The sequence below is a fragment of the Candidatus Pseudomonas phytovorans genome, assembly GCA_029202525.1.
GTDB classification, from domain to species: domain Bacteria; phylum Pseudomonadota; class Gammaproteobacteria; order Pseudomonadales; family Pseudomonadaceae; genus Aquipseudomonas; species Aquipseudomonas phytovorans.
The window spans coordinates 5,687,711-5,706,122 of sequence record CP119325.1; the positions used below are offsets into that span (position 1 = coordinate 5,687,711).

An 18,412-nucleotide genomic window follows, 5' to 3' on the forward strand; every position below is an offset into this window, starting at 1 on the left:
CTCAGTTCCCCTTCTCTTGGGTCAGGATACGGTATTCAGCGCTGCGGGCGTGGGCAGTCAGCGACTCGCCACGGGCCAGGACCGAAGCGGTGCGGCCAAGCTCGGACGCGCCCTGCTCGGAGCAGAAGATGATCGACGAACGCTTCTGGAAGTCATACACCCCCAGCGGCGAGGAAAAACGCGCGGTGCCGGAGGTAGGCAGCACGTGGTTGGGGCCGGCGCAGTAATCACCCAGCGCTTCGCTGGTGTGGCGGCCCATGAAGATCGCACCCGCGTGGCGAATGTGCGGCAGCCAGGCTTGCGGGTCGGCCACCGACAGCTCCAGGTGCTCAGGGGCGATGCGGTTGGCCACTTCCATGGCCTGCTGCATGTCCCGCACCTGGATCAGTGCGCCACGGCCATTGATCGACTTCTCGATGATCTCCGCACGCTCCATGGTCGGCATCAGCTTGTCGATGCTGGCGGCAACCCGGTCGAGGAAGGCAGCATCCGGGCTGACCAGGATGGCCTGCGCGTCTTCGTCGTGCTCGGCTTGGGAGAACAGGTCCATGGCGATCCAGTCCGGGTCGGTCTGGCCGTCGCATACCACGAGGATTTCCGACGGACCGGCGATCATATCGATGCCCACCTGGCCGAACACGTGGCGTTTGGCAGTGGCCACGTAGATGTTGCCCGGCCCGACGATCTTGTCCACCTGCGGTACGCTTTCGGTACCGTAGGCCAGCGCCGCGACAGCCTGGGCACCACCGACGGTGAACACGCGGTCGACACCGGCGATGCAGGCAGCAGCCAGCACCAGTTCGTTGACCTCGCCACGCGGGGTCGGTACCACCATCACCACTTCAGCCACGCCGGCAACCTTGGCCGGGATGGCGTTCATCAGCACCGACGATGGGTACGACGCCTTGCCGCCCGGTACATACAGGCCAGCACGGTCCAACGGGGTGACTTTCTGGCCGAGCACGGTGCCGTCGGCTTCGGTGTACTGCCAGGAATCCTGTTTCTGCCGTTCGTGGTAGATACGCACACGGTTGGCGGCCTTTTCCAGGGCTTCACGCTGGGCCGGAGTGATGCGGGTCAGGGCCAGTTCCAGGCGCTCGCGATTGAGGATCAGGTCCTCCATCGACTTGGCATCAACACCGTCAAAACGCTGGGTGAATTCGACCAACGCCGCATCGCCGCGCTCACGCACGCCCTTGATGATGTCGAGCACGCGCTGGTTGACCGCGTCATCGGACACACTTTCCCAGCTCAGCAGATGATCCAGATGTCGGGCGAAATCCGGATCAGCAGCGTTGAGACGGGCAATTGCAGTGGACACGGTCATGGCGAGGGCCTCGATTATTAGCGAATGCTCAGGCGCCCTAAGCTACCAGTCCATCCGCGCGGGCACCCAAGAAAAATGGCTATGACGCGGATAGACGGGCGCGACAGCGAAGGTCGCGCACAGGAATCAACCGCGGTGTCGAGACTCGACCGCTTGGCGCAGCGTGTCGATCAGACTCTGGATGCGTGCATGCTGCATTTTCATGGAGGCCTTGTTGACCACCAGGCGCGAGCTGATCGTGGCGATCATGTCCTGGGGCTCCAGGCCATTGGCACGCAGGGTATTGCCGGTGTCGACCACGTCGATGATCTTGTCGGCGAGGTTGATCAGCGGTGCCAGCTCCATCGAACCATACAGCTTGATGATGTCGACCTGACGGCCCTGTTCGGCGTAATAGCGCTTGGCTACGTTGACGAACTTGGTGGCCACGCGCAGACGGCCCTTGGGCTCGGGTGCGCCGACCACGCCGGCAGTCATCAGCTTGCACTGGGCAATCTGCAGGTCCAGGGGTTCGTACATGCCCTGGCCGCCGTACTCCATCAGCACGTCTTTGCCAGCCACACCCAGGTCGGCGGCACCATGCTCGACATAGGTCGGCACGTCGGTGGCACGCACGATCAGCAGGCGTACATCGTCCTGCGTGGTGGGGATGATCAGTTTGCGGCTCTTGTCCGGGTTCTCGGTCGGCACAATGCCGGCCTCGGCCAGCAGTGGCAAGGTATCGTCGAGAATACGGCCTTTTGAAAGCGCGATGGTCAACATTGGAACGTCGGTCCTTAAGCGGCTGCTGCCGGCCAGGTCATCGACCTGGCCGCATTCAATTCGAATGGTGCGTCCTTGCACCAGCGGGCGACTAGCCCGGTACGCGGCGGATTTTCGCGCCAAGCATCTGCAGTTTCTCTTCGATGCACTCGTAACCACGGTCGATGTGGTAGATGCGATCGATCAGGGTATCGCCTTCGGCAACCAGCGCCGACAGCACCAGGCTGGCGGACGCACGCAGGTCGGTGGCCATGACCGGGGCGCCTTTGAGCGACTTGACGCCAGTGACGATGGCCGTGTTGCCTTCGACCTGGATCTGCGCGCCCATGCGGTGCATTTCGTAAACGTGCATGAAGCGGTTTTCGAAGATGGTCTCGATCACCGCACCCGTGCCTTCGGCAATGGCGTTCAGCGAAATGAACTGCGCCTGCATGTCGGTCGGGAACGCCGGGTACGGAGCGGTACGCAGGTTGACGGCCTTTGGCCGCTTGCCGTGCATGTCCAGCTCGATCCAGTCCTCGCCGGTGTTGATGTCGGCGCCTGCTTCCTTGAGTTTTTCCAGTACGGCTTCAAGGATGGTCGGGTCGGTGTCCTTGACCTTGACGCGGCCACCGGTCACGGCGGCGGCAACCAGGTAAGTACCGGTCTCGATACGGTCCGGCATCACGCGGTAGGTAGCCGAGTCAAGGCGCTCGACACCATCGATGGTGATGGTGTCGGTGCCAGCGCCCTGGACCTTGCCGCCCATGGCGTTGATGAAGTTGGCCAGGTCGACCACTTCAGGCTCACGCGCGGCGTTCTGCAGCACGCTGCGGCCCTTGGCCAAGGCAGCGGCCATCATGATGTTCTCGGTACCGGTCACGCTGACGGTGTCGAAGAAGAAGTGCGCGCCGCGCAGGCCACCTTCAGGTGCCTTGGCCTTGATGTAGCCGCCTTCCACTTCGATCTTCGCGCCCATGGCTTCAAGGCCGCGGATGTGCAGGTCTACCGGGCGCGAGCCAATGGCGCAACCGCCAGGCAGGGCCACTTCGGCTTCGCCGAAACGGGCGACCATCGGGCCCAGTACCAGGATCGAGGCGCGCATGGTTTTCACCAGCTCGTAAGGCGCGACCAGGGTCTTGATGGTGCGTGGATCGATCTCTACCGACAGCTTTTCGTCGATCACAGGCTCGATGCCCATGCGGCCGAACAGCTCGATCATGGTGGTGATGTCGTGCAGGTGCGGCAGGTTGCCCACGGTGACCGGGCCATCGGCCAGCAGGGTCGCCGCCAGAATCGGCAGGGCTGCGTTTTTCGCGCCCGAAATGCGGATCTCGCCGTCAAGACGAGGGCCGCCAGTAATAATCAGTTTGTCCATTGGAATCTCGCCGCCAAGTTGGCTCAGGTGCGCTCAGCCCAGGCTGCGCTGCTGAAAAATTTCATGGTTACCGCATGGATGCTGCCATTGGCGATCCACGGGTTCAGGTGAGCATAGATCGCCTGCTGGCGTTTGACCGGGCTCAGGCCAGCCAACTCGTCGCTGATCACGTTCAACTGGAAGTTGCAGCCTTCGCCTTCAACTTCAACCCGGGAACCGGGCACTTTCTCTTCAAGGAAGCTTTTAACTTCTACGGCCTGCATGCTCAACCTCAATCGGCGCCCGATGCGCACGGGTCGGCCATCATACAAAAAAGCCCCTCGCCTGCGAAGCCCAACGAGGGCTTCGCTGACCGAGGGGCCATTATCGGTGCCGGGCCATCAGGTCGCCAGCACTTCATCCAGGTCATAGACCTCGGCAATTTCGCGCATGTCGTCGGGCATGCCACGCACCTCGCACGCCTTGCCGGTGGCCTGGCCGTCACGAATGTACGCCAGCAACAGCGACAGGCCGACACTCGACGACTTCTCGACAGCCGAGCAATCAAGTACCAGGCGTGGCTCACGCGAACCGTCGATCAGCGCCTTGCCTTGCTTGCGCAGGGCCGGGCCACTGCGGTAGTCCAGCACACCGGCCAGGCGCAGTACACCCGGCTCGGCCATGCTTACAGCAGCCTCACTCATTTGACAGTCTTCTCTGGCGAGCTGTCGGCAGCCTGTTTGGCCTTGGCCACTTCGCCGGCCCAGCCGTCGATGGTCTTGTCCAGGTCGTTGCCGTTACGCTGCATGGCATCGGCGAACTGGTCACGGAACAGTTTGCCAATGTTGATGCCGTTGACGATGACGTTACGCACCTTCCACTCGCCGCCGATGTTTTCCAGGGTGTACTGCACCGGGTACACGGCACCGTTGCTGCCGGTGACCTTCATGCCTACGCTGGCGCGCTTGCCGTCATCGGCCTTGGCCGGGTCGACGACGATGCCCTGGTTGTTGTACTCCAGCAGCGCGTTACCGTAGAACTGGAACAGGCTCCGCTTGAAGTTGTCCTGGAAGCGCTGCATCTGGTCGGGCGTGGCCTTGCGCGAGTATTTGACGGTCATGATGCTCCTGGAAATACCGTCGGCATCGACCACCGGCGCGAGGATCCGGTCAAGGGTGTCGTAGAAAGCTTGTGGGTTGGACTTGTACTGCTCCTTGTTGGCCTTGAGCTCACCCAGCAGCTCGGTGGTGGTGCTCTGCACCACGTCGTGGGGCGACTGCGCAGCCACGCTCAGCAGGGGAAAGGCCGCCAGCAATACCAGCAGGCCACGTCGCAGGATCGAAATCATGGAAACTCCTTAATTAGCCGGTTGCGCTTCTTTCGGTTCCTTGCCAACGGAGTTGAGCAGGAACTTGCCAATCAGATCTTCCAGCACCAGGGCCGACTGGGTGTCGTGAATGGTCGCGCCATCCTTGAGCACTTCGTCCTCACCGCCCACGCTGATGCCGATGTACTTCTCGCCAAGCAAACCGGCGGTCAGGATCGAGGCAGTGGAGTCGGTCGGCAGGTTGTCCACCGTTTTGTCCAGCTGCAGCGTCACCCGCCCCGTGTAGGAATCACGGTCCAGATCGATGGCGGTGACCTTGCCGATGGTCACACCGGCCATGGTCACTTTAGCTCTGACCGTCAAACCGGCAATATTGTCGAAGTAGGCATAAACTTTATAGGTGTCGGTGCTCGGGCTGGCCGACAGCCCGCTGACACGCAGGGCCAGCAGCAGCAGCGCCAGGATCCCGGCCAGGAGGAACAGGCCGACACCGATTTCCAGGGTGCGGTTTTGCATCAGAAATCTCCAAACATCAAGGCGGTCAGAATAAAGTCCAGACCCAGCACTGCCAACGAGGCATAGACCACGGTCTTGGTGGTGGCACGGCTGATCCCTTCTGAGGTGGGCTCACAGTCGTACCCCTGGAATACGGCGATCCAGGTTGTGACGAAGGCGAACACCAGGCTCTTGAGCAACCCGTTGAGCACGTCGTCAGTGAAAGAAACACTGTTCTGCATGTTGGCCCAGAACGAGCCCTCGTAGACGCCCAGCCAGTCCACGGCCACCCACGAGCCACCCCAGATGCCGACTACGCTGAAGATCAGCGCCAGCAGCGGCAACGAGATGAAACCGGCCCACAGGCGCGGCGCCACGATGTACTTGAGCGGGTCGACGCCGATCATTTCCAGGCTCGACAGCTGCTCGGTGGACTTCATGTTGCCGATCTCGGCGGTGAGCGCCGAACCTGCACGGCCGGCAAACAGCAACGCCGTCACCACCGGGCCGAGCTCGCGCAGCAGGGTCAGGGCAACCATTTGCCCCACTGCCTGCTCCGAGCCGTACTTGGCCAGGATGCTATAGCCCTGCAGCGCCAGGACCATGCCAATGAACACACCGGACACCGCAACGATCGCCAACGACAGCACGCCTACCGAATACAGCTGCCTGATCAGCAACTGGAAGCCCCCGCCGATACCGCCACGGCCGACCAGCGCATGGAACAGGAACAGGCAGGAACGACCCAGTACCGCCAGCACGTCGATTGCCGAACGGCCCAGCAGGCGGACACGTTCGAGTAAGGATTTTCTGCGCATCAACGCGCCCCCAGCAGGTCGGCGCGGTAGTCAGGCGCAGGAAAGTGGAAGGGTACCGGGCCGTCCGGGTCGCCCTTCATGAACTGGCGAATCCGTGGGTTGTCCGAGCCCATCAGCTCGTCGGGCGTGCCCTGCCCCAGCACCTGGCCGTCACCTACCACGTAGATGTAATCGGCGATGCTGGCAGTTTCGGCCAGGTCGTGGGAGACGACGATGCTGGTGATGCCCAAGGCATCATTGAGCAGCCGTATCAGGCGCACCAGTACGCCCATGGCAATAGGGTCCTGGCCGACGAACGGTTCGTCGTACATGAGGATCTGCGGGTCCAGGGCAATTGCCCGGGCCAGCGCCACACGGCGCTTCATGCCCCCGGACAACTCGTCAGGCATCAGGTCGATGGCACCGCGCAGGCCCACGGCCTGCAGCTTCATCAGCACGATGTCGCGGATCATTTCGTCCGACAGCTGGGTGTGCACGCGCAGCGGAAACGCAACGTTCTCGAACACATCGAGGTCGGTGAACAACGCGCCGCTCTGGAACAGCACCCCCATCTGCTTGCGGGCGTCGAACAGGTCGCTGCGCGACAGCGTCGGCAGGTTCTGGCCGGCAACCCATACTTCACCGCTGGAGGGGCGCAACTGCGCGCCCATCAGGCGGAGCAACGTGGTCTTGCCGCAACCCGATGGCCCCATGATGCCGGTGACCTTGCCGCGCGGGATGCGAATGTCGACGTTGCTGAAAATGCTGCGCGAACCGCGTTTGAAGGAAACCCCCTTCAACTCGACCGCGTAGGCGCTATCCACACTCATCTGGACTCCTTGCTAGTGCAGCCTCGTCCTAGTGGACGCCAGCCTCCATCAGGAAGGCACAAGCGCCCCTGGCAGGCCGAATAGCGGCGAACTATAGCACCGCTGAAGGCGCCGCCCCAAGGCCAGGCAAGCAGTCGTTCAGCCCCGTGACAGGCTTTGATGACATTCGCTACAGCAATCGAAGGGGTGAGGGTTTTCGTCATTGCGCGTATAATCGCGGCCTTTTCATCAGGCATTGCTTTCTCGACATGAGCCAATCCAGCGAGCTGATCCAATCCGCCCAACGCACCCTACGCCTGGAACTCGAGGCCGTAGAGGCCCTGCTGGCGCGCATTGACGACAATTTTGTCAAAGCCTGCGAACTGATCCTGGCCAGCAAGGGCCGGGTGGTCGTGGTCGGCATGGGCAAGTCCGGGCACATAGGCAACAAGATCGCCGCGACTCTGGCCAGCACCGGTACGCCGGCATTTTTCGTGCACCCGGCTGAAGCCAGCCATGGCGACATGGGCATGATCACCCGCGATGATGTCATCCTTGCCCTTTCCAATTCCGGCAGCACAGCCGAAATCGTCACCCTGCTGCCGCTGATCAAGCGCCTGGGCATCAAGCTGGTCAGCCTGACCGGCAACCCGGACTCGCCCCTGGCCCAGGCCGCCGAGGTCAACCTCGACGCCCGTGTCGAGCAAGAGGCCTGCCCGCTGAACCTGGCACCCACCTCCTCCACCACGGCCTCGCTGGTGCTGGGCGACTGCCTGGCCATTGCCCTGCTTGAAGCCCGCGGTTTCACCGCCGAAGACTTCGCCTTCTCGCACCCAGGCGGTGCTCTGGGTCGCCGCCTGTTGCTCAAGGTCGAGAACGTGATGCACAGCGGCGACGAGCTGCCTCAGGTAGCCCGCGGCACCTTGCTCAAGGAAGCGCTGCTTGAAATGTCCCGCAAAGGTCTGGGCATGACCGTGATCGTCGAAGCCGACGGCACGCTGGCCGGGATCTTCACCGACGGCGACCTGCGCCGCAGCCTGGACCGCAACATCGACGTACACACTACCCTGATCGACGAAGTCATGACCGTGCACGGCAAAACGGCCCGCGCCGAAATGCTCGCGGCCGAAGCCCTGAAGATCATGGAAGACCACAAGATCGGCGCACTGGTGGTGGTGGACCGCGAGGACCGCCCGACCGGTGCCCTGAACATGCACGACCTGCTGCGCGCCGGTGTAATGTAAGGAGCGATGGAATGAACCAGGACCTCATGCAACGCGGCAAAGCCATCAAGCTGGCAGTGTTCGACGTGGACGGCGTGCTCACCGACGGGCGCCTGTATTTCCTCGAGGACGGCAGCGAGTTCAAGACCTTCAATACCCTCGATGGCCAGGGCATCAAGATGCTCATGGCCTCGGGCGTGACCACCGCGATCATCAGCGGGCGCAAAACCCCTGTGGTCGAGCGCCGGGCGAAAAACCTCGGCATCCCGCACCTGTACCAGGGCCGTGAGGACAAATTGGTCGTGCTTGACGGCCTGCTCGCCGAACTGGGCCTAAGCTATGATCAAGTGGCCTACCTGGGCGACGACCTGCCCGATTTGCCGGTCATTCGCCGGGTAGCATTGGGCATGGCCGTGGCCAACGCCGCACCGTTTGTTCGCCAGCACGCCCACGGCGTGACCCAGGCACGCGGCGGCGAAGGCGCAGCCCGTGAATTCTGCGAACTGATCATGCAGGCCCAGGGCACCCTGGACGCTGCCAACGCCAACTACCTGTAAGGCTGCCCATGTTCAGCAAGAAAGCCCGCAATATTGCGCTGCTAGCAGTGATCGCCGCCCTGTTGGCGGCGGTAGGCTACTGGAATGTCAGCCCGGAAAGCTTCCTCGACAAGCCGGTGGCCCAGGTCGACGAAAGCGCCATCGACTACTATGCGATCAACGCCCACAGCGTGCAGTTTCTGCCCGATGGCAAGCTGCAGTACGAAATGACCGCCGACAAGGTCGAGCACCTCAAGGCCAGCGAAATCACGTTGCTGACCACGCCGGACCTGCACATGTACCGCGGCACCGAATACCCGTGGCACGTGCAGAGCACCCGCGCCGAGGTCAACCCGGACGGCACCGAGGTCGAACTGATCGACAAGGTACGGATTGCACGCATCGACGAAAAGCAGCGTGAAACCATCATTACCAGCTCACGCATGACCGTGTTCCCGCAGAAGCAATATGCGCAGACCGAGCAAGCCGTTAGAATCGACGGCGCCGGTGGCACAACTACGGGCAAAGGAATGAAAGCGTATTTGAAAGAAAGCAGGATGGACCTGCTCTCTAACGTAAGAGGACAGTATGAGGCTCGTTAAAACCCTCCCCCTTTTGCTCAGCCTGAGCGCAGCACTGGGAAGCGCGAGCGCCTTCGCACTGCCGAATGACCGTGATCAGCCGATCCGCATCCAGGCCGACCAGGCCCACCTGGATGACAAGCAAGGCGTAGCCACCTACACCGGCGACGTGGTCATTACCCAGGGCTCGATGATGATCAAAGGCAACACCGTGACCATCACCCGTTCCGCTTCCGGCGACATCGATGTGGTGACCTCGGTGGGCAACCTGGCCTACTTCGAGCAGCAGCAGAGCACCGCCAAGCCAGACAAGATGAAAGGCTGGGGCGTGACCATCCAGTATCAGGCGCTGAAGGACCTGGTGATTCTCACTGACCGCGCCAAGGTCGAGAACGAAGGCAACACCACCGAAGGCGAGAAAATCGTCTACAACACCCAGACCCAGGTGGCGACCGCCGGTCGTGGTGGCAACGTGACTACACCGCGTCAGCGTATCGACATGGTGATCCAGCCCAAGAAGAAGGCCGAGTAAATGGCAACCCTCAAAGCCCAGCATCTGGCCAAGAGCTACAAGGGGCGGCAGGTCGTACGCGATGTCAGTCTGTCGATCGACAGTGGCCAGATCGTCGGCCTGCTAGGCCCCAACGGCGCCGGCAAGACCACCTGCTTCTACATGATTGTCGGGCTGGTCCAGGCCGAGCAGGGACGCGTGCTCATCGACAACCTCGATGTCAGCCACCAGCCCATGCACGGCCGCGCCCGTGCTGGCATCGGCTATCTGCCGCAGGAAGCCTCGATCTTCCGCAAGCTGTCGGTGGCCGACAACATCATGGCCATCCTCGAGACCCGCAAGGACCTCGACCGTGAAGGCCGTCGCAAAGAACTGGAAAGCCTGCTGCAGGAGTTCCACATCAGCCACATTCGCGACAACCTCGGCATGAGCCTGTCCGGCGGTGAGCGCCGTCGCGTCGAGATTGCCCGCGCCCTGGCGACCGCACCCAAGTTCATCCTGCTGGACGAACCCTTCGCCGGTGTCGACCCGATCTCGGTCGGTGACATCAAGCAGATCATCCACCACCTCAAGGCCAAGGGTATCGGTGTACTGATTACCGACCACAACGTGCGAGAGACCCTGGATATCTGCGAAACCGCCTATATCGTCAATGATGGCCGACTGATCGCCGAAGGCGACGCTGAAACCATCCTGGCCAACGAACTGGTCAAAGAGGTTTACCTGGGCCACGAGTTCCGACTCTGACCCGGCACGTGCCTGGAGCACTGGCAAATTGCCGCTAAACCGCGGGGAAAGTTGTTACGGTGCTCTAGGCAAACGCTACAATTTAAGGCATAAAACTTGCTTGATCTGGCGCTCCGGCGCCGTCGTGTAGTGGATGGCGCATGCGCGCCGGCGAACAAGGTATTAAGCCCCAGCCATGAAACCATCGCTCGTCCTAAAAATGGGCCAGCAACTGACGATGACACCGCAGTTGCAACAGGCCATCCGCCTGCTCCAGCTTTCTACCCTGGACCTCCAACAGGAAATCCAGGAAGCGCTGGAGTCGAACCCGATGCTCGAACGTCAGGAAGACGGCGAGGACTTCGACAACAGCGACCCGATGGCGGACAACGCCGAGAGCAAGCCGGCCGCCGAAGCCCAGGACAATAGCTTCCAGGAAAGCACCGCCGGTGCCGACAGCCTGGAAGACGGTGAGTGGAGCGAGCGCATCCCCAACGAGCTTCCGGTCGATACCGCCTGGGAAGACATCTACCAGACCAGCGCCAGCAGCCTGCCCAGCAACGATGACGACGAGTGGGACTTCACCACGCGCACATCGGCCGGCGAAAGCCTGCAGAGTCACCTGCTGTGGCAACTGAACCTGGCGCCGATGTCCGACACCGACCGCCTGATTGCCGTTACCCTCATCGACAGCATCAACGGCCAGGGCTACCTGGAAGACACCCTGGAGGAAATCTGCGCCGGTTTCGACCCGGAGCTGGATATTGAACTGGACGAGGTCGAAGCGGTACTGCACCGCATTCAGCAGTTCGAACCAGCCGGGGTCGGTGCCCGCAACCTGGGCGAGTGCCTGCTGCTGCAACTGCGTCAGCTACCTGCCAATACCCCGTGGATGACTGAAGCCAAGCGCCTGGTCACCGATTTCATCGACCTGCTCGGCAGCCGTGACTACAGCCAGCTGATGCGGCGCATGAAAATCAAGGAAGACGAGCTTCGCCAGGTCATCGAACTGGTTCAAAGCCTCAACCCGCGCCCTGGCTCACAGATCGAGTCCAGCGAGCCCGAGTACGTGGTGCCCGATGTCATCGTGCGCAAAGACACCGACCGTTGGCTGGTGGAGCTGAACCAGGAAGCCATCCCGCGCCTACGGGTGAACCCGCAATACGCAGGCTTCGTGCGCCGCGCCGACACCAGCGCCGACAACACCTTCATGCGCAACCAGCTGCAGGAAGCGCGCTGGTTCATCAAGAGCCTGCAAAGCCGCAACGAAACCCTGATGAAGGTTGCCACGCAGATCGTCGAGCACCAGCGCGGTTTCCTCGACCACGGCGACGAAGCGATGAAGCCGCTGGTACTGCATGACATCGCCGAAGCGGTGGGCATGCACGAGTCGACCATTTCACGGGTCACCACGCAGAAATACATGCACACACCGCGTGGCATCTACGAACTGAAATACTTTTTCTCCAGCCACGTCAGCACCTCCGAAGGCGGAGAATGCTCGTCCACGGCGATTCGCGCGATCATCAAGAAACTGGTTGCGGCGGAAAATCAGAAAAAGCCATTGAGTGACAGCAAGATCGCTGGTTTACTGGAGGCACAAGGCATCCAGGTAGCCCGTCGCACCGTCGCCAAGTACCGCGAGTCCCTCGGCATTGCACCGTCGAGCGAGCGCAAGCGACTGATGTAGCCCCTGAGATGAGCCACAGCGTTTGTGGGGCAGGTGCAAGACCTGCCTCTTTATGCACGGGCAATAAAGGAGAAGCTGTATGCAAGTCAATATCAGTGGACAGCATGTAGAAGTCACCCCTCCGCTGCGCGATTATGTAGAGCAGAAGCTCAAACGCGTAGCCAGTCACTTCGACAAGATCACCAACGTGCAGGTCATCATGAAAGTCGAGAAGCTGCAGCAGAAGGTCGAAGCGACCCTGCAGATTCCTGGCGGTGAAGTGGTTGCCAATGCCGAAGATCAAGATATGTATGCAGCAATAGACGCCTTGGCCGACAAGCTCGACCGCCAACTGAAAAAACACAAGGAAAAACAGCAAAGTCTGCTGCAAGGTGCAGCTGCCCGCTGATCCCCCTCATCCATGATCCGACTTGAAACCATCCTGACCCCCGGCCGTTCCCTCGTGAACGTGCCGGGCGGCAGTAAGAAGCGCGCCCTGGAAAAGGTCGCCACCGTCATCGCCGAGCAAGTGCCAGAACTGGAGATGCAAGACGTCTTCGAAAAGCTGGTCGCTCGGGAAAAACTCGGCTCGACCGGTTTCGGCAATGGCATCGCCATCCCGCACTGCCGGCTTGAAGGCTGTTCCGCACCGGTCAGCGCCCTGCTGCACTTGGAAGCTCCTATCGATTACGACGCCATCGATGGCGCGCCCGTGGACCTGCTCTTCGTCCTGCTGGTGCCCGAAGCCGCCACCGATGCCCACTTGGAACTGCTGCGCCAGATTGCCAGCATGCTCGATCGCAAGGAGGTTCGTGATCGCCTGCGTGCCGCCAGCAGTAACGAGGCCCTGTTCCAGGTTGTCCTGGACGTACAGAACGAGCACTGAACATGCGCCTGATCATTGTCAGCGGCCGGTCCGGCTCCGGCAAGAGCACCGCCCTCGATGTCCTGGAAGACAACGGTTTCTACTGCATTGACAACCTGCCCGCCGGGCTGCTGCCGCAGTTGGCGGAAGAAGCGCTGATCAACACCGAACTGCTGCAACCCAAGGTTGCCGTGTCGATCGATGCGCGCAACCTGCCCAGCCACCTCACGCGCTTCCCCGAATTGCTCGAAGAAGCCCGCGCGCGGAACATCCAGTGCGATGTATTGTTCCTGGATGCCGACGAAGACATGCTGCTCAAGCGCTTCTCGGAAACCCGCCGGCGCCACCCACTGACCAATGCCAACCGCTCGCTGGCAGAAGCGATCCGCGTCGAGAACGAGCTTTTGGGCCCGATCGCCGACCTGGCCGACCTGAAGATCGACACCACCAACCTGAACCTGTATCAGCTGCGTGATTCGATCAAGCTGCGCCTGCTCAACCAACCCGAGCCCGGTACCGCGTTTCTGGTCGAGTCGTTCGGCTTCAAGCGTGGCATGCCGGTCGACGCCGACCTGGTGTTCGATGTGCGCTGCCTTCCCAACCCGTATTGGAAGCCCGAGCTGCGCGAGCACTCCGGTCTCGACCAACCGGTAGTCGACTACCTGGCCGCACAACCGGATGTCGAAGACATGTACAACGACATCTCCAGCTACCTGCTCAAGTGGTTGCCCCGCTTCGCCGCCAGTAACCGCGCCTACGTCACCATTGCCATCGGCTGCACTGGCGGCCACCACCGCTCTGTGTACATCACCGAACGCCTTGGCCAACAGCTGCAGCAATCCCTGAAAAACGTCCAGGTCCGCCACCGCGACCTCTAGCCCAAGGATCCGCCCCACGATGCCCGCCCGCGAAATTACCATTATCAACAAGCTGGGTCTGCATGCCCGGGCGGCAGCCAAGTTCGTCGGCGTGGCGGGCCGCTTCCCCTGCCAGGTACGGGTTGGCCGCGCGCCCGACAAACTGGTGGATGGCAAGAGCATCATGGCAGTGATGATGCTGGCAGCCGGCAAAGGCACCCAGGTGCACCTGCATACTGAAGGCGAGCAGGACAATGACGCCATGGATGCGCTGGTCGAGCTGATCAACAACTTCTTCGACGAAGGCGAGTAAGTCCCCTCCCCTGCAACATTTCCTCCCAATTCTCAGGATGCAATAAAGCGCAGTTGCCTTTATACCTATACAGGTATAGCAGGTCACGCCTGAAGCTGGCGCAGGCGCATTCAAGAGGAGAAACAAATGACTGAGATCGAAGCTGGCAGCGGCAATGTCTATGCCGACCTCACCACTGCCGACGCCAATGAAATGCTGGTGAAAGCTCAGCTTGCCTGCAAGATCTGCAGCATCATCAAGGCTCGTCATCTCACCCAGGTTCAGGCCGCTGCAGTGCTTGGGTTACCCCAGCCCAAGGTTTCCGAGATGATGCGAGGCAAGTTTCGCGGGATTAGCGAAACCAAGATGATCGATTGCCTGGCGCGGCTCGGTCGTGATGTACAGATCGTTGTCAAGGCTGCCCCCCCGGCTCGCCGCGAAGGACGTGTGGAAGTCATCTTTACCTGAAGCGCCCCCACACGTGCCAGCTTGCTCAGGACATCGCAGTATCCATCACCATCATCAGACAGAAGCCGATACACAGCCCCAGGCTGGCCAAGCGATGATGGCCGTTACTGCGTGATTCCGGGATGATCTCCTGGGTCACTACCAACAACATCGCCCCCGCCGCGCAGGCGAGGCCCAGCGGCAGTAGCAGTTCGGCGATGTTCACCAGCCAGGCACAGATCACTGCAGCCACCGGCTCGACCAAGCCCGACGCAGCGCCAATAAGGAAGGCATTGAAGCGCGACATGCCTGCGCCGGCCAGGACCAGCGCAATCACCAGCCCCTCAGGCACATCCTGTAGCGCAATGCCCATGGCCAGGCTGTCGGCGTCAGCCATACCGCCACCGGCCGACACACCAATAGCCATGCCTTCGGGAATGTTGTGCGCAATGATGGCAATCACAAACAGCCAGATACGCGCAGCGATCACCGGCTGGTTGTCGGTGCCGACCAACGCTTCAGGCGACGCGCCAGACACCTTGAGGTCAACCAGAAACAGGCACAGCGCCCCGAACAGCAAGCCAGAGCTGATCAGGCCACCCGCGCCCCAAGCGCTGAAACCGATGGACTGGGCGGCGTCCAGGCCTGGAATGATCAGGGAAAACGCGGTGGCTGCCAGCATCACCCCGGCGCCGAAGCCCAGCAGTGTGTCGGCCAGTGCCACCGGCATGTTACGAATGACCAGTACCGGTACCGCCCCCAGCGCCGTCCCCAGTGCGCACAATGCGCCGCCCTCCAGGGCGCGCAACATGCGTGGCTCCAGTTCCAGCCAGGCAAGGCCACGCGCTACCAACAGCGCGGTGCCCGCCAGCAAAAGCAAAGTCCCAAGCGCCAGACGAAACAGGCGCACACTGCTGACAGACATCACTTCAGAGCGCATACCGGTCCGACTCACTTCAGGGCTTCAACGTAACGACGTTCCACTTCCGCCCAGTCAATGACGTTGTAGAAAGCACCGATGTATTCCGGACGACGGTTCTGGTACTTCAGATAGTAGGCATGCTCCCACACGTCCAGGCCGAGGATCGGCGTGTTGCCGTGCATCAGCGGGCTGTCCTGGTTACCGCTGCTTTCCACTACCAGGGTTTTCTGCGGCGTCACGCTGAGCCAGGCCCAGCCGCTGCCGAAGCGGGTCAGTGCCGCTTTGGTGAAGGCGTCCTTGAAAGCGTCGAAACCGCCCAGTTGCGACGAGATGGCCTGCGCCAGCTGGCCCTGAGGCTCACCACCGCCCTCAGGCGACATTACAGTCCAGAACAGGCTGTGGTTGGCGTGACCGCCGCCATGGTTGGTCACCGCGCCACGCAGGTTTTCTGGCAGTTGCTTGACCGCACCGACCAGCTTTTCCACAGGCCACTCGGCCCACTCGGTGCCTTCAACGGCAGCATTGAGGCCGTTTACGTAGGTCTGATGGTGCTTGCTGTGGTGGATCTCCATGGTCTGGGTATCGATGTGCGGTTCCAGCGCATTGTAGGCGTAAGGCAAAGCAGGCAAGGTATGCGGCATGTCAGTGAATTCCGTAGGCATGGGTACTGGGCGCCACGTCCGGCTGGGCAGCGAGGTCGCTGGCCCCGGCGTTGTGGCGGTTGAGCAGGCGCTCGGTACGTGGGTACTGACCGTACTCGGCGATGAAACTCAGCAGTTCGGTGTAGGTTCGCCCACTGTGGCGCAGGGCTGCGTCACGCAGCGCCTGGGGCAAGCGCGCCTCCTGGCTGGCCTGCAGCAGCCGCTGGTGAGCGGCACACAGGTAGTCGGCGCTCTCGTGCGGCTGGTTCAGGCGCAGGTGCAGGTCGGCCAGGTTGTGGTGGGCGATCACAAAGACGGCCACCGCTTCGTCGACGTCATGCCAGCGCTCGAACAGCACCTGGGCCAGCGCCAGTGCTTGCAGGTAATGTTCCCGGGCGTCTACCAGCTCGCCTTGTTCAAACAGGCGGTTGGCGGTTTCCGTTGTGCGTTTCCAGTGCTGCATGGCTTGTCTCCTGGGCGGTGACGCAGGGTCAGATACCGCCGGCGGTGAGTTTTTCCGGGTCCAGCAGCGCTTCCAGCTGGTCACGCGACAGATCGGTATGTTCCAGCGCCACATCGATGACCGGGCGGCCCTGCTTGTAGGCGGTCTTGGCGATTTCGGCGGCCTTGAGGTAACCGATGATCGGATTCAGCGCAGTGACCAGGATCGGGTTGCGCGCCAGGGCTTCCTTGAGCTTGCCCTCGTTGACCTTGAAGCTGGCGATGGCCTTGTCGGCCAGCAAGCGGCTGACGTTGGCCATCAGCTCGATGCTCTCCAGCAGGTTGCGGGCGATCACCGGCAGCATCACGTTCAACTCGAAGTTGCCAGACTGCCCAGCAATAGCGATGGTCGCGTCGTTACCAATCACCTGGGCGGCAACCATGGCAGTGGCCTCCGGGATCACCGGGTTGACCTTGCCTGGCATGATCGAAGAGCCCGGTTGCAAGCCCTCCAGCTCGATTTCGCCCAGGCCGGCCAGTGGGCCGGAGTTCATCCAGCGCAGGTCGTTGGCGATTTTCATCAGTGCCACGGCAGTGGTCTTTAGCTGGCCAGACAGCGCCACAGCGGTGTCTTGCGAGCCGATCAGGGCGAACAGGTTCTGCCCAGGGGTGAACTCGACCTGGGTCAGGCCGCTGAGCTGTCGGGCGAAACCGGCTGCGAACTGAGGGTGGGCGTTGATGCCGGTACCCACGGCAGTGCCGCCTTGGGCCAGCGCCTGCAAGCTGGGCAGGGTAGCTTCGATGTGTCCTTTGGCAGCGTTGATCTGCGCCGCCCAGCCATCCAGCACCTGACTCATGCGTACCGGCATGGCGTCCATCAAGTGGGTGCGGCCAGTTTTTACATACTGATGCACTTGCGCCGATTTGGTCTCGATTACCTGTACCAGGTGGCCCAGCGCTGGCAGCAGTTGCTCATGCAGGGCCAGCGCAGCGCTGACATGAATGGTGGTGGGGATGATGTCGTTGCTGCTCTGCCCACAGTTGACGTGGTCGTTGGCGTTGACCGCGTCACCCAGCACGCGGCTGGCCAGGGTGGCAATCACCTCGTTGGCGTTCATGTTCGAACTGGTGCCGGAGCCGGTCTGGAACACATCCACCGGGAAGTGCTGGATGAAGTCTTCCGCCAGCAGTTGCTCGACAGCCTTGACGATGGCCTGGCCCTGCGCCGCAGACAGTTGCTCCAGCTCGACGTTGGCTTTGGCGGCGGCAGCTTTGGCCAGCAACAAGGCACGAATGAACTGGGCCGGCATGCGCAGGCCGCTGACCGGGAAATTGTCGACCGCGCGCTGGGTCTGGGCACCGTACAGGGCCTGAGCCGGCACCTGCAGTTCACCCATGCTGTCACGCTCGATACGGGTATCACTCATCATCAAATCCTTGCATCAGTTCATCGGGAGAAATCGACGGCAGCAGACGGCAATTGGCCAACTGCAGGGCGTAGGGCTGCCAACGCTGGTTCTGCTCTTGGCGGTCGAGGTTGCGCAGGTCCAGCAGCGGGCGCCATGCCTGATCCAGGCACAGGCAGCGCCAGTGCCAGGGCAGCATGCGGTCGCAGGCGGTATCCAGCAGCAGGCGGAAAGAGGTCAGTGCCACCGTCCATGACGAGGTCTCGGTGCAGCACACCAGATAGCGGCCTTCGGCCAGGTAATGCTCGATCAGGCGCGGCTCGTCGGGTTCGAGCGCACAGCGGATGCGCCGGCTGAGCCAGCGCCAGTTTTCCAGGTAGGGCAGTTCGCGGAGGACGGGTTTCATGTGAACATCATCGCCGGAGTTGCTGGATAATGATAT

At 61.7% G+C, this 18,412-nt stretch carries 25 protein-coding genes; 11 read left to right on the forward strand and 14 right to left on the reverse strand.

Annotation, left to right across the window (positions count from 1 at the left end; genetic code table 11):
* Position 1 precedes the first annotated feature (1 nt).
* The 9 genes from hisD to P0Y58_25160 form a co-directional block, all read right to left on the reverse strand.
* The gene (gene hisD / locus P0Y58_25120; GenBank protein WEK30133.1) at positions 2 to 1,327 is read right to left on the reverse strand and encodes a histidinol dehydrogenase; all 1,326 of its coding nucleotides are present in this window, start codon (positions 1,325 to 1,327) and stop codon (positions 2 to 4) included.
* 126 nt (positions 1,328 to 1,453) lie between these two features.
* On the reverse strand, positions 1,454 to 2,089 hold the full coding sequence (gene hisG, locus P0Y58_25125; GenBank protein ID WEK30134.1) for an ATP phosphoribosyltransferase: 636 nt from the start codon (positions 2,087 to 2,089) through the stop codon (positions 1,454 to 1,456).
* A 91-nt stretch (positions 2,090 to 2,180) separates the two neighbouring features.
* Positions 2,181 to 3,446, reverse strand: a complete 1,266-nt coding sequence (gene murA, locus P0Y58_25130) for a UDP-N-acetylglucosamine 1-carboxyvinyltransferase (protein ID WEK30135.1) — start codon at positions 3,444 to 3,446, stop codon at positions 2,181 to 2,183.
* A gap of 23 nt (positions 3,447 to 3,469) precedes the next feature.
* Positions 3,470 to 3,709, reverse strand: a complete 240-nt coding sequence (locus P0Y58_25135; protein WEK30136.1) for a BolA family transcriptional regulator — start codon at positions 3,707 to 3,709, stop codon at positions 3,470 to 3,472.
* A gap of 117 nt (positions 3,710 to 3,826) precedes the next feature.
* Positions 3,827 to 4,129 carry an STAS domain-containing protein gene (locus tag P0Y58_25140; GenBank protein ID WEK30137.1) on the reverse strand — a complete coding sequence of 101 codons (303 nt, stop codon included), beginning with the start codon at positions 4,127 to 4,129 and terminating at the stop codon, positions 3,827 to 3,829.
* Positions 4,126 to 4,773: an ABC transporter substrate-binding protein gene (locus tag P0Y58_25145; protein ID WEK30138.1), complete on the reverse strand. Its 648-nt coding sequence runs from the start codon at positions 4,771 to 4,773 to the stop codon at positions 4,126 to 4,128. Before P0Y58_25145 ends, P0Y58_25140 begins: the two co-directional genes overlap by 4 nt.
* Before the next feature lie 9 nt (positions 4,774 to 4,782).
* Entirely contained in the window at positions 4,783 to 5,268 is a 486-nt protein-coding gene (gene mlaD / locus P0Y58_25150; protein ID WEK30139.1) for an outer membrane lipid asymmetry maintenance protein MlaD, read from the reverse strand.
* Positions 5,268 to 6,065 (reverse strand): lipid asymmetry maintenance ABC transporter permease subunit MlaE, encoded by a 798-nt coding sequence (gene mlaE / locus P0Y58_25155; GenBank protein ID WEK30140.1) that lies wholly within the window; start codon positions 6,063 to 6,065, stop codon positions 5,268 to 5,270. Before mlaE ends, mlaD begins: the two co-directional genes overlap by 1 nt.
* A complete protein-coding gene (locus P0Y58_25160) occupies positions 6,065 to 6,874 on the reverse strand; it encodes an ATP-binding cassette domain-containing protein (GenBank protein WEK30141.1) in 810 nt (269 codons plus the stop codon). The genes mlaE and P0Y58_25160 overlap by 1 nt, the downstream gene beginning before the upstream one ends.
* A 248-nt stretch (positions 6,875 to 7,122) precedes the next feature.
* Here P0Y58_25160 and P0Y58_25165 point away from each other — a divergent pair, with 248 nt between their 5' ends.
* The 11 genes from P0Y58_25165 (at position 7,123) to P0Y58_25215 (ending at position 14,581) form a co-directional block, all read left to right on the forward strand.
* Complete coding sequence (locus P0Y58_25165; GenBank protein ID WEK30142.1) at positions 7,123 to 8,097, forward strand: KpsF/GutQ family sugar-phosphate isomerase; 975 nt, start codon at positions 7,123 to 7,125, stop codon at positions 8,095 to 8,097.
* Between the two features lie 11 nt (positions 8,098 to 8,108).
* Entirely contained in the window at positions 8,109 to 8,633 is a 525-nt protein-coding gene (locus tag P0Y58_25170) for an HAD family hydrolase (GenBank protein ID WEK30143.1), read from the forward strand.
* 8 nt (positions 8,634 to 8,641) lie between these two features.
* The gene (lptC, locus tag P0Y58_25175; GenBank protein WEK30144.1) at positions 8,642 to 9,214 is read left to right on the forward strand and encodes an LPS export ABC transporter periplasmic protein LptC; all 573 of its coding nucleotides are present in this window, start codon (positions 8,642 to 8,644) and stop codon (positions 9,212 to 9,214) included.
* On the forward strand, positions 9,201 to 9,725 hold the full coding sequence (gene lptA / locus P0Y58_25180) for a lipopolysaccharide transport periplasmic protein LptA (protein WEK30145.1): 525 nt from the start codon (positions 9,201 to 9,203) through the stop codon (positions 9,723 to 9,725). Before lptC ends, lptA begins: the two co-directional genes overlap by 14 nt.
* Positions 9,726 to 10,451: an LPS export ABC transporter ATP-binding protein gene (gene lptB / locus P0Y58_25185; GenBank protein WEK30146.1), complete on the forward strand. Its 726-nt coding sequence runs from the start codon at positions 9,726 to 9,728 to the stop codon at positions 10,449 to 10,451.
* 175 nt (positions 10,452 to 10,626) lie between these two features.
* On the forward strand, positions 10,627 to 12,120 hold the full coding sequence (locus tag P0Y58_25190) for an RNA polymerase factor sigma-54 (protein ID WEK30147.1): 1,494 nt from the start codon (positions 10,627 to 10,629) through the stop codon (positions 12,118 to 12,120).
* A 79-nt stretch (positions 12,121 to 12,199) separates the two neighbouring features.
* Complete coding sequence (gene raiA, locus P0Y58_25195) at positions 12,200 to 12,508, forward strand: ribosome-associated translation inhibitor RaiA (GenBank protein ID WEK30148.1); 309 nt, start codon at positions 12,200 to 12,202, stop codon at positions 12,506 to 12,508.
* A 12-nt stretch (positions 12,509 to 12,520) separates the two neighbouring features.
* The gene (gene ptsN, locus P0Y58_25200; GenBank protein WEK30149.1) at positions 12,521 to 12,985 is read left to right on the forward strand and encodes a PTS IIA-like nitrogen regulatory protein PtsN; all 465 of its coding nucleotides are present in this window, start codon (positions 12,521 to 12,523) and stop codon (positions 12,983 to 12,985) included.
* 2 nt (positions 12,986 to 12,987) lie between these two features.
* Positions 12,988 to 13,842 (forward strand): RNase adapter RapZ, encoded by an 855-nt coding sequence (gene rapZ / locus P0Y58_25205; protein ID WEK30150.1) that lies wholly within the window; start codon positions 12,988 to 12,990, stop codon positions 13,840 to 13,842.
* 19 nt (positions 13,843 to 13,861) lie between these two features.
* Entirely contained in the window at positions 13,862 to 14,134 is a 273-nt protein-coding gene (locus P0Y58_25210; GenBank protein WEK30151.1) for an HPr family phosphocarrier protein, read from the forward strand.
* 126 nt (positions 14,135 to 14,260) lie between these two features.
* Positions 14,261 to 14,581, forward strand: coding sequence for a helix-turn-helix transcriptional regulator (locus tag P0Y58_25215; GenBank protein WEK30152.1), 321 nt, complete (start codon positions 14,261 to 14,263; stop codon positions 14,579 to 14,581).
* A gap of 25 nt (positions 14,582 to 14,606) precedes the next feature.
* On the opposite strand, the gene P0Y58_25220 is transcribed toward P0Y58_25215, so the two are convergent.
* Genes P0Y58_25220 through P0Y58_25240 form a run of 5 tightly spaced genes read right to left on the reverse strand, consistent with a single transcriptional unit; the run spans position 14,607 to position 18,376 of the window.
* The gene (locus P0Y58_25220; protein ID WEK30153.1) at positions 14,607 to 15,500 is read right to left on the reverse strand and encodes a ZIP family metal transporter; all 894 of its coding nucleotides are present in this window, start codon (positions 15,498 to 15,500) and stop codon (positions 14,607 to 14,609) included.
* Between the two features lie 11 nt (positions 15,501 to 15,511).
* On the reverse strand, positions 15,512 to 16,123 hold the full coding sequence (locus P0Y58_25225; protein WEK30154.1) for a superoxide dismutase: 612 nt from the start codon (positions 16,121 to 16,123) through the stop codon (positions 15,512 to 15,514).
* A gap of 1 nt (position 16,124) precedes the next feature.
* Positions 16,125 to 16,586 (reverse strand): hypothetical protein, encoded by a 462-nt coding sequence (locus P0Y58_25230; GenBank protein ID WEK30155.1) that lies wholly within the window; start codon positions 16,584 to 16,586, stop codon positions 16,125 to 16,127.
* Between the two features lie 28 nt (positions 16,587 to 16,614).
* The gene (locus tag P0Y58_25235) at positions 16,615 to 17,991 is read right to left on the reverse strand and encodes a class II fumarate hydratase (protein ID WEK30156.1); all 1,377 of its coding nucleotides are present in this window, start codon (positions 17,989 to 17,991) and stop codon (positions 16,615 to 16,617) included.
* A complete protein-coding gene (locus P0Y58_25240) occupies positions 17,984 to 18,376 on the reverse strand; it encodes a FagA protein (GenBank protein ID WEK30157.1) in 393 nt (130 codons plus the stop codon). The genes P0Y58_25235 and P0Y58_25240 overlap by 8 nt, the downstream gene beginning before the upstream one ends.
* Between the last annotated feature and the right edge of the window lie 36 nt (positions 18,377 to 18,412).

Coding starts and splice junctions, on each gene's coding strand:
- P0Y58_25225 (WEK30154.1), bottom strand. CDS start 16,123: ATGCCGCATACCTTGCCTGCTTTGCCTTACGCCTACAATGCGCTGGAA.
- P0Y58_25190 (WEK30147.1), top strand. CDS start 10,627: ATGAAACCATCGCTCGTCCTAAAAATGGGCCAGCAACTGACGATGACA.
- lptB (WEK30146.1), top strand. CDS start 9,726: ATGGCAACCCTCAAAGCCCAGCATCTGGCCAAGAGCTACAAGGGGCGG.
- mlaE (WEK30140.1), bottom strand. CDS start 6,065: ATGCGCAGAAAATCCTTACTCGAACGTGTCCGCCTGCTGGGCCGTTCG.
- P0Y58_25210 (WEK30151.1), top strand. CDS start 13,862: ATGCCCGCCCGCGAAATTACCATTATCAACAAGCTGGGTCTGCATGCC.
- ptsN (WEK30149.1), top strand. CDS start 12,521: ATGATCCGACTTGAAACCATCCTGACCCCCGGCCGTTCCCTCGTGAAC.
- P0Y58_25135 (WEK30136.1), bottom strand. CDS start 3,709: ATGCAGGCCGTAGAAGTTAAAAGCTTCCTTGAAGAGAAAGTGCCCGGT.
- P0Y58_25235 (WEK30156.1), bottom strand. CDS start 17,991: ATGAGTGATACCCGTATCGAGCGTGACAGCATGGGTGAACTGCAGGTG.
- murA (WEK30135.1), bottom strand. CDS start 3,446: ATGGACAAACTGATTATTACTGGCGGCCCTCGTCTTGACGGCGAGATC.
- P0Y58_25220 (WEK30153.1), bottom strand. CDS start 15,500: ATGCGCTCTGAAGTGATGTCTGTCAGCAGTGTGCGCCTGTTTCGTCTG.
- mlaD (WEK30139.1), bottom strand. CDS start 5,268: ATGCAAAACCGCACCCTGGAAATCGGTGTCGGCCTGTTCCTCCTGGCC.
- P0Y58_25240 (WEK30157.1), bottom strand. CDS start 18,376: ATGAAACCCGTCCTCCGCGAACTGCCCTACCTGGAAAACTGGCGCTGG.
- hisG (WEK30134.1), bottom strand. CDS start 2,089: ATGTTGACCATCGCGCTTTCAAAAGGCCGTATTCTCGACGATACCTTG.
- lptA (WEK30145.1), top strand. CDS start 9,201: ATGAGGCTCGTTAAAACCCTCCCCCTTTTGCTCAGCCTGAGCGCAGCA.
- lptC (WEK30144.1), top strand. CDS start 8,642: ATGTTCAGCAAGAAAGCCCGCAATATTGCGCTGCTAGCAGTGATCGCC.
- P0Y58_25170 (WEK30143.1), top strand. CDS start 8,109: ATGAACCAGGACCTCATGCAACGCGGCAAAGCCATCAAGCTGGCAGTG.
- P0Y58_25230 (WEK30155.1), bottom strand. CDS start 16,586: ATGCAGCACTGGAAACGCACAACGGAAACCGCCAACCGCCTGTTTGAA.
- P0Y58_25140 (WEK30137.1), bottom strand. CDS start 4,129: ATGAGTGAGGCTGCTGTAAGCATGGCCGAGCCGGGTGTACTGCGCCTG.
- P0Y58_25160 (WEK30141.1), bottom strand. CDS start 6,874: ATGAGTGTGGATAGCGCCTACGCGGTCGAGTTGAAGGGGGTTTCCTTC.
- P0Y58_25145 (WEK30138.1), bottom strand. CDS start 4,773: ATGATTTCGATCCTGCGACGTGGCCTGCTGGTATTGCTGGCGGCCTTT.
- hisD (WEK30133.1), bottom strand. CDS start 1,327: ATGACCGTGTCCACTGCAATTGCCCGTCTCAACGCTGCTGATCCGGAT.
- P0Y58_25215 (WEK30152.1), top strand. CDS start 14,261: ATGACTGAGATCGAAGCTGGCAGCGGCAATGTCTATGCCGACCTCACC.
- raiA (WEK30148.1), top strand. CDS start 12,200: ATGCAAGTCAATATCAGTGGACAGCATGTAGAAGTCACCCCTCCGCTG.
- rapZ (WEK30150.1), top strand. CDS start 12,988: ATGCGCCTGATCATTGTCAGCGGCCGGTCCGGCTCCGGCAAGAGCACC.
- P0Y58_25165 (WEK30142.1), top strand. CDS start 7,123: ATGAGCCAATCCAGCGAGCTGATCCAATCCGCCCAACGCACCCTACGC.